Below are 10,361 nucleotides of genomic sequence, written 5' to 3' on the forward strand. Positions count from 1 at the left end.
CCGAGCAGTTGCTGCCATTCAAGTTTTCGCAAAGCTGATAACTTACTTCATAAGTACCCGAAGGTGTTCCTGCAGGTATGGTAATAGTACCATCGGTATGAGTTTGTACCCCTGCTGGCACAGTAAGCCAAGTAAGCGTTACCGAAGCCGTATTAGGAGGTGTTACTCCATTATAGCTATCGTTAGCAAGTACGCTGCTGGTAGTACCCCCTGCAACATTCGTTACTGTAAAGGTATCAGCTGCGGCTGTCAGACTTGCTTGTCCCACTACTACAGTGGCAGTGGCTATACCCGAACAGTTAGTTGGGTTTAGTGCCTCGCAAATGCTATAAGTTACTATATAAGTACCCGAAGCGGTGCCTGCTGGTACGGTAATAGTACCATCAGTATTGGTGCGGATACCCGTAGGAACATTATGCCAATGAAGCGTTATAGAGGCTGTATTAGGAGGGGTAACCCCATTGAGTGTATCGTTTGCCAATACACTACTTGTTGTTCCTCCATTAGCACCATTAGCAATACGGAAATTATCATTATTATCGCCACGTGCTATTATTAGCGAAACTCCTACAGCTACCGTTACCGTTGCCGTTGAACAATTATGATTATTCAAGACTTCGCAAATATGGTATGTAAGCGTATAAATACCCGATGGCGTTCCTGCTGGTACGGTAATCGTACCATTGGTATGAGTTTGTATACCTGTAGGTACAGTATCCCAAGCAAAAGTTATGGATGTATTACCCACTAAACCTGTGGTGCCGTTGTATTTATCGTTGTCAAGTACACTACCTGTAGTAGTTGCTACAGAACCATTAGCAACTGCAAAGTCGTTATCTACGGCTTCGATAAGTGCTTGTCCCACTACTATAGTAGCCGTTGCTACCGAGCAGTTGCTGCCATTCAAGTTTTCGCAAAGTTGATAAGCTACTTCATAAGTACCCGAACGTGTTCCTGCAGGTATAGTAATCGTACCGTCTGTATGGGTTTGTACCCCTGCTGGTACGTTTGTCCAAGTAAGCGTTACCGAAGCATTGCCCGCTAAACCTGTAGTGCCGTTGTAGCTGTCGTTTTCAAGTACGCTGCTGGTAGTACCTCCATTAGCTCCGTTGGTTACTGTAAAGGTATCTGCTGCGGCTGTCAGAGTTGCTTGTCCCACTACTATAGTAGCTGTTGCTACAGAGCAGTTGTTATTACCTACTATGTTTTCACAAAGTTTATAACCTACTTCATAAGTACCCGAACGTGTTCCTGCGGGTATGGTGATAGTACCATCTGTATTAGTTTGTATACCCGTTGGTACGTTTGTCCAAGTAAGCGTTACCGAAGCATTGCCTACCAAATTGATAGTGCCGTTGTACCTGTCGTTTTCAAGTACGCTGCTGGTAGTACCTCCATTAGCTCCGTTGGTTACTGTAAAGGTATCTGCTGCGGCTGTCAAACTTGCTTGTCCCACTACTATCGTAGCTGTCGCTACCGAGCAGTTGCTGCCATTCAAGTTTTCACAAAGTTGATAACCTACTTCATAAGTACCCGAAGGTGTTCCTGCTGGTATAGTAATCGTACCGTCTGTATGGGTTTGTACCCCTGCTGGTACGTTTGTCCAAGTAAGCGTTACCGAAGCATTGCCCGCTAAACCTGTAGTGCCGTTGTAGCTGTCGTTTTCAAGTACGCTGCTGGTAGTACCTCCATTAGCTCCGTTGGTTACTGTAAAGGTATCTGCTGCGGCTGTCAAACTTGCTTGTCCCACTACAAGGGTAACTGTAGCTGCCGAGCAGTTAGTACCATTCAACTGTTCGCAAATGCGGTAAGTAAGGGTATAAGTGCCTGCGGGTGTGCCTGCAGGTGCGGTAATCGTACCGTCTGTATTAGTTTGTATACTCGTTGGTACATTCGTCCACGTAAGCGTTACCGAGCTGGTGCTTGGGTTCGCATTTCCGTTGAGGGTATCGTTTGCCAATACACTACTTGTTGTTCCTCCATTAGCTCCATTAGGTATGCTGAAGGAAGCACCTTCATCTTTATGCGCTACGATAAGCGAAACTCCTACAGCTATGGTTACAGTTGCTGCCGAACAGTTGCTGCTATTTAAGTTTTCGCAAATATGGTATGTAAGCGTATAAATACCCGATGGCGTTCCTGCTGGTACGGTAATCGTACCATTGGTATGAGTTTGTATACCTGTAGGTACACTATCCCACGTAAGCGTTACCGAAGCATTGCCTACCAAACCTGTCGTGCCGTTGTAGCTGTCGTCTTCAAGTACGCTGCTGGTAGTACCTCCATTGGCTCCATTGCTTATTACATAGTCATTATCTGTAGCTTGTAGCGGTGCTTGTCCTACTACTATAGTAGCAGTTGCTACAGCACAATGGTTGTTGTTTAGGTTTTCGCAAAGCTTATAACCTACTTCGTAAGTACCCGAACGTGTTCCTGCGGGTACAGTAATCGTACCGTCTGTATGGGTTTGTATACCCGTTGGTACGTTTGTCCAAGTAAGCGTTACCGAAGCATTGCCCGCTAAACCTGTAGTGCCGTTGTAGCTGTCGTTTTCAAGTACGCTGCTGGTAGTACCTCCATTAGCTCCATTACTTATGGTAAAGGTTTCCGATACCACTGAAAGACTTGCTTGTCCTACTACTATGGTAGCAGTTGCTACAGCACAATGGTTGTTGTTTAGGTTTTCGCAAAGCTTATAACCTACTTCGTAAGTACCCGAACGTGTTCCTGCGGGTATGGTGATAGTACCATCTGTATTAGTTTGTATACCCGTTGGTACGTTTGTCCAAGTAAGCGTTACCGAAGCATTGCCCGCTAAACCTGTAGTGCCGTTGTAGCTGTCGTTTTCAAGTACGCTGCTGGTAGTACCGCCGTTAGCTCCATTGCTTATGGTAAAAGTTTCCGATACCACCGAAAGACTTGCTTGCCCTACTACTATAGTAGCAGTTGCTACAGCACAATGGTTGTTGTTTAGGTTTTCGCAAAGCTTATAACCTACTTCGTAAGTACCCGAACGTGTTCCTGCGGGTATGGTGATAGTACCGTCAGTATGGGTTTGTATACCCGTTGGTACGTTTGTCCAAGTAAGCGTTACCGAAGCATTGCCCGCTAAACCTGTAGTGCCGTTGTAGCTGTCGTTTTCAAGTACGCTGCTGGTAGTACCTCCATTAGCTCCATTGCTTATGGTAAAGGTTTCCGATACCACCGAAAGACTTGCTTGTCCCACTACTATGGTGATAGTAGCATTGTCGCAAACAGTGATTGATACTACATCGGCACATATTTTATACCCTATAGTATACGTACCCGATTTTGTACCTGCTGGTACGGTTACGGTACCATCGGCGTTGAGGGTAGGGGTTGCGCTGCCCGCTGCTCCTGTTGCTGGAGTGGTTACCGTCATACTTACGGTAGAAGCCGTAGCCGTTTGCGTACCTATCTTATCATTGTCAAATACAGTTATAGTAGTACTGCCTCCATTAGCCCCATTAGCGATGGTCACACTATCAGTATTAGCTTTTATATGTACCAAAGTAATAGTGCGGGTTTCACTTACCGCATTGCCAAAGAGGTCGGTAGCGGTAAAGGTAACGGTTACTACCCCGCTGTGGTTGCACAAGTTGGCAGGTTTTACTGCGTTGTAATTATTGGTGATGCTCACCGTACCACAGCTATCAGTAGCTGTAGCACTATTAAGCCACGTAGTGATATTAGCAGCTGCGTTTCTGCAATCTACAACTAAAGGAGCTGGAGCAGTAATCGTAGGAGTTGCTGTATCATCTACCGTTACGGTTACTACTGCACGCGGACTTTCGCAGCCGTTGCTATTTACATATACCACATAACCCGATACCGTTGTTTTGGTAGTTACGTGTGTATTGATAGTAGGTACCGTGCGGGTAGTAGTAGCCGTAGCGGTATCGTACCACTGCAAGGTGTGCCCTGCCAATGGCGCTACATAAGTAGTAAGCGATACCACCGTGCTGGTAGCGGTAGGGCAAAGGGTAACCGTAGCACTTACCGTAGGGGTCGTGGTAGGTCTATCGAGCAAGTTTACAATGAGTGGTGTTTTCTCACTCGGGCACTTACCTGCAGCCTGCAACGTATAGAAATACGAGTAACCTGTATTTACATATGCATCATCTGCTTGCAAGTACCATTGAGTACCAACACGTATAAATATTCTTACATCACCACCTGTTATTACGTTCTTAAGATCCGATACTTTAGGCGTTTCGCTTGGCATTCTGCACACCACAAAAGCCTTGGCAGTAGCGGTAGTAACATTAGTGTTTTTGATAAGCACCAAAGGTGCTTTGATACTACGACATTTACCTGTATCTTGGGCACTAAAGTAAAGTGCCGAATTCCAATCTACAAAAGTAACTGTTGTGAGTGAGGCATTACTTCCGCCTTGGTAAATGTATACATCTTTATAATTATAGGTTGTTTGCAATTGGTTTGCCAGCTCGCCTACAGTTATCTCTTCACATATAGTAACTGTACGCACATCGGCAAGGGTCATTGTATTCTGTGCCCACCTTACCGAATATACCATAGAGTCGCACCAACCTGGTTTTTGCAATTTAAAGTATAAATCTGTATTTGTGTTTATCTCACTAAGCCTATCGGTATACTCATCAGCAGGCGTAGCTCTTCTTTGGTAGTAAAGCCTTACAGTAAGCGATTGGGTACCCGTATATACCTCACCTATAGCATCCATTATAGCTCCTGCAGTAGCTGCCAAAGAGTTTTGATAGTTTAAGATAGTACATACTTTTACTACTTGGTTCTCTGCCTCTAAACGTTTGTTAAGGTTAAAGGTGACCGTAGCCTGATTGGTCACGCAATCATATACGTTTTTAGCATAGGTATAGCCTGTATTGGTTTGCACCAAGGCGTCATTGGCTTGGGCAATACCATCTTTATAAACAATTACATTGGCAGTATCCTCTTGGTCTATTAGTTTTTTTAGCTCAGCTACGGTAGTAACATCACAACCTGTATTGGTAAGCGTTACAGCAGTTACACTTTGTTGTCCTTGTATAGTAATGGTATAAACATTCGTAGAACAATACGCTGCTTTGCTAAAGCGCAAATAGCGCACTTCAGTTTTTCCATTTGAAGTATCAAGCGAGGTACTACCCGGTAGTTCTGAGATTTCAGCTACAGCATTTGCATACGAATTATACCAATGAAACTCTGGCTGTATAGTCGTAATAGTAGGAGTACCCTCAGTAATAAGAGTTTTTACCTCATTTAAAGTTACATTAGGATTACATATCTTTACAACATCTTTAGGTTTGTAATTTACATAAGGTTTTACCGTTAGTTTAGCTTCCTGATAAGTAGTTACTATGCCACAAGGCGAAAGTATCTCATAGCGGAAAGTATGGGTACCCCAACCTACAGGTTGTTGATAAGGAGCTTGATAACGTATTTTAATTTTATCATTACTCATCACAGGTATCTCACCAGTAGTTTCTACCACACGAGTGGTTACCCCTGCGGGCAAGGTCATCGATGGAATATTGAAGATACTCATTATATCAAAATCTTCACTTGCTTCCACACACCTTATTGTTTCAGAAGCCGACGGTACAAGTGATGGTATAGAAGGATTAGAACGCTGGAACTGATAAGGCTGAATCGCATCAGAAATACAGCCTTGTACTACTGTTTGTGACGGAATCTTAAGGCGTACTTTATAGCTATGGATAAAGTCGTCATTGGTAAGTGCATTAATAGTATAGGTAGTACCTGTTGCTCTAAACGTATTAGGTGCATCATCAGAGCGATACCATTCTATAGTTACATTAGGACCCAAATCGGGAACTGTAAGTTGTGCCGATTGCCCCACACAATAGAACCTTTTGGCAGCCTCTATTGTAGGAGTTTGCACACTGGCAATAGTTATCTGGCTCTCTTTAGCTGCCGGACAGCTATCAGTTACCTTAAATTTATAAGCATCATTAAGATTGCTTACATTTAAATTTAAGAAAAAGTTATCATTGTTTTGTGTGATAGCTACCGAAGTATCGGGGGTAGTAGAACCTGCAGGCAGACGATGTACAAGGTCGTATTTATAAGGACCTGTACCACCCTGAGGTATTACTACTAAGTGGTATTTACCACCCACACAGCCAAAACCTACAATCTTAGGTTCTTCCAGATCACCTTTAAATTCTTTTTCGGCAAGCACTTGCACACATATATTATTTCCTGCAAAGTCATCTGCCACACGGCGTATCACACGGAATTTCCCTTTTTTACCTAAGCCCCAATCTGATGTTTTTGTAGTATAGGAACCAAAGTCCATTCGAGGACGAGCGAACTCAATCCACTCCTGTCTTGATTCGTCATAACGTTGTATTACAAAGGAAGTATCTTGTCCATCTGTATTATACGCTCTATAATCAACAATAGTTGCTGATACAGTAGGTTCACAACCTGGTAAGAACGTAACCGAATAAGTTTGTCCTTTTATTGTTAAATCTCTAGTAACTGCTACCCCACACGTATTGGTAATGGTAATCGAATAGGTACCCAAAGGTAAATCACGTACATACCAATTGTTTTCATCCACACGATGGCTTGCTTTAAACTCATAAGGTAGCGTAAATGAAGTACTTCCTATATTACCTGTATCACTACCGTTATAACGCACTATGCTTATTTTTTCTATCGGGCTTCCGTAGTTTCTTATTATGTGTATCGATCCCTTAGTAGTACCTGTAAGCGTAAAACCATCACAACTACCTGATTCATAAACACCTAAATTAGTAGCTTGTGGGTTAGCACTAGTAAGCGTAATAGCTGGCATCAGGTAGCTACGAGTACTGCTACAAGTAGCATCTACCAAGCGAAAACGGAAGGTATCGCCATTGTGCAAAAATCGCGATTCTACTACCGTTATAAACGAATTGGAGTTATAACGTATGGCTTTTAAGTATTTGCCTTGCAGCAAAGTATTGGTAGTAGTACCCAATTGGTAAAAGCCTGCTCCTGCATAATCAAATGTAGGTGGTGCTTGTTCTACTACCAAATAGGTATCGAGTACTGGATCATCTTCTCTCTCATAACCATTTCTATGTCTTATCCTAAGCTGAGAAGTATGACAAGAAGCTGCATCTCCTCCTCCTGTATCTTCCTCTGTTTGTACATTCTCTATAGGGTTGTAAAGTGTAGTGCTCACAGCGGGAAGAGTTGTTACTACTCCACACATATCCAACTCTGCCCCTATTTGCCAAGTACCATATTCTTTTCCAATACGCTGTTCTTTAAGGCTGTTAGCTATGGTAAAACCATCGCCTCCCCAACCTGGTAGCAGTGATAGATAAGTATCAAAGTCTTGTTTATTAGTAATAGTATAAGTAGGGGTATAGTGCTTTCCTGAAGGGGAAGTAAGCAACACCTTAAAGGTAAAAGGATAAGATATAGAATTAGATTGATAAGCTGCGTTTATTCCTGTACCCATAAACCAAAGACGGAAGAACGTTGTATAATCACAATTGTATTCTTGTGGTTTTATCTGGGGGTGTACGTGTGTAACGCTAAAAGTAGTATTATTAATAGTAATAGGTATAGGCGTATTAAAATTTCCACAAAAATCCTCTACCTTCACATAATAAGTATCGGGTGTTAAACCTGTAAAGATATTAGACATTTGTTTTACCTTCCCTGGTACATCTACCCCCAGCGGTTTTTGTAGTGTATAGTATACAGGATAGTTACCTTGTGTAACATTCACCTTTATACCCAAGCCTGAAGAAGCACAAGTAGCAGGTATTTGTACAGAATTGTACACTATGTTTTCTATATCCTTTTTCACCCTAATAACGGGAGTTTCTATATCACCAGACCCCGATATAGGCTTCGCTATAAGTTGGTAATCACCTTCAGCCAATGAGGTAGCCCCTGTGAGAGGCAATGCCAATGTTTCGTAATTAGCATCGCTAGCTTTCTTTTTATGAAAGGTGTAATTAGCGTTATTAGCTCCAGGACCTACAAGGGTAAAACGTATTGCCCCACTATTGCGGCACCATTCGTGTTCTACCCTATAGGCAAGTTGCAAGGTAGTAACAGGATTGATAGTATAGTCAAAGCCTGTTTGGTAAGTACAGCCCCCATTAATAGCTTTTAGGGCAAACCTACGAGTGGCATTTACTGCCCCCACATTAATATCAATAAACTCCGCCCCCGAAGTATACGTATAGGAATACGTAGTACCAAGGTTATCGGAAATAATGTAGGTAGTGCCCTCTAAGGGGTACTTAATTGTAAAAGTAGCCGTTGCCCCTTGTGTTACTTTATCAAAGTACGACACGTGGGTTTCTTTTAAGGCTTTTTGTGTATTGGGGTCGCACGTTTGGGCATATACGCCGCTCGTTGCGAGTGCCAATACCATCAGCAGGGCTATCAAAAGCCCTTTAAAAGTTCCGTTTTTTAGTTTCTGTATCATTTATTTTATTTTTACAACAAGAATACAGTAAAGAATACACTATATTCCGGCACAAAGATACAACATTTTTTCTTACCACCATAAAATTTTAACATTCTTTGTGATTTTGAATGTGTTTTTATAAGCCCTCCCCCGCTGGCGCAAGCTTGCCCCTTGTGCCAATTCAAAATTCATAATTCAAAATTCATAAATCCTCACCCCGCTCCCCCCTCTCTTTTGGAGAGGGGGGAGCGGGGTGAGGATTAAAAAAAGTATTTTAGTAACCCTATTCCAAGTTCAGAATAGATTAGCGGTCAGCTAAAGGCACGAAGGTTCTTTCTTTGGCACCCACATACACTTGGCGTGGTCGTCCTATAGGTTCGCCGCCTTGTCGCATTTCTTTCCATTGTGCAATCCACCCTGGTAGCCTGCCTATAGCAAAGAGTACGGTAAACATTTCCAACTGCATTCCTAAGGCTTTGTAAATAATGCCTGAATAGAAATCTACGTTAGGGTACAAGTTGCGTGATTTGAAGTAGTCATCTTCAAGAGCTACTTTTTCCAAATGTTTAGCGATGTCCAGCATAGGGTCGGAGATACCCAAGGCGTGTAGTACCTCATCGGCAGCTACTTTAATGATTTTGGCACGAGGGTCAAAATTTTTATACACACGGTGTCCGAAGCCCATTAAGCGGAAGGGGTCGTTTTTATCTTTAGCTTTGCGTATAAATTTATCTACATCGCCACCATCGTCTTTTATTTCTTGTAGCATTTCTATCACAGCTTGGTTGGCGCCGCCGTGTAGCCTTCCCCAGAGGGCTGATACCCCAGAGGATATACTTGCAAAAAGTCCAGCTTCAGACGAACCTACGAGGCGTACAGTAGAGGTAGAGCAGTTTTGTTCGTGGTCGCCGTGAAGGATAAGAAGTTTATTAAGCGACCTTACCACAGTAGGGTTAATTTTATAATCTTCGGTAGGGATAGCAAAGAAGAGCTGCAAGAGGTTTTCTATATATCCCATAGAGTTGTTGTAGTAATTTACAGGCAAGCCTTCGCGCTTGCGGTACACCCACGTAGCCACGATAGTAACTTTAGCAATAGCCTTACAAACAGCCTGATAGACGTCTTTGGGGCAATTAACATCTACAGGAACAGGGTTGAAGGCAGTAAGGGCGCTGGTGAGCGAAGAAAGTACGCCCATAGGGTGTGCCGAGCGTGGAAAACCGTCCAAAATATGGCGAATATCCTCGTGAATGAGGGTATATTTGTGGATAGTTTTCTTAAAGTCCGCATATTGTTCAGTAGTGGGCAGTTCGCCGAAGATGAGCAGGTAAGCCACTTCTAAAAATTCGGCGTGAGCGGCAAGGTCTTCTATATTATAGCCACGATAGCGCAGGATACCGCGTTCGCCATCAAGGAAAGTAATTGCGCTTTTGCAGGCACCTGTGTTTTTAAAGCCAGAGTCTAAAGTTATAAAGCCCGTTAAGGCACGTAACTTTTCAATATTGATAGCTTTTTCGTTTTCGGAACCTACTTCAATAGGGAAAGCGTATTCTTTGCCATCAAGAATTAATTTTGCTGTATTTTCCATAGTGGTAATGTTTTTTGGGGTTATTTACTATTTTTTAATTTTCATTCGCAAAGGTACGAAAATATTTTGAAAGAAAAAATAATAAATAAAAATATTTTTTTCAGCTAAAAAGTTACGTTTTTAGTATTTTATAATAAATATAGCATAAGTATTTAGAAAAATATAATATCAATAATTTAAGAGGTTTGTTTTTGCATTATTCGCAAAAAAGGAGGTATTATTTTTTTATTGCAATTGCAAAATTTAAAACCATTCTAAGTTACTCGCTGGCGCAAGCTTGTAGCTTGTGCCCCGCTGCTTATCCTTCGTCACATACTCGGCTGTGCCAGC

The 10,361-nt window shown here is 42.4% G+C and carries 2 protein-coding genes; both read right to left on the reverse strand.

Annotated features, from left to right (window positions below; translation table 11 throughout):
- On the reverse strand, positions 1-8,461 hold an 8,461-nt coding region (locus tag HMPREF9075_RS02125; RefSeq protein WP_009414848.1), incomplete at its 3' end, for a hypothetical protein.
- A gap of 286 nt (positions 8,462-8,747) precedes the next feature.
- Positions 8,748-10,031 (reverse strand): citrate synthase, encoded by a 1,284-nt coding sequence (locus HMPREF9075_RS02130; RefSeq protein WP_009414850.1) that lies wholly within the window; start codon positions 10,029-10,031, stop codon positions 8,748-8,750.
- Positions 10,032-10,361 lie beyond the last annotated feature (330 nt).

Origin of the sequence: Capnocytophaga sp. oral taxon 332 str. F0381, from assembly GCF_000318275.2 — a bacterium.
Lineage (GTDB): Bacteria > Bacteroidota > Bacteroidia > Flavobacteriales > Flavobacteriaceae > Capnocytophaga > Capnocytophaga bilenii.

Bases quoted from the DNA above. Each gene is read 5' to 3' on its own strand.
- HMPREF9075_RS02130 (WP_009414850.1), bottom strand. From the start codon at position 10,031: ATGGAAAATACAGCAAAATTAATTCTTGATGGCAAAGAATACGCTTTC.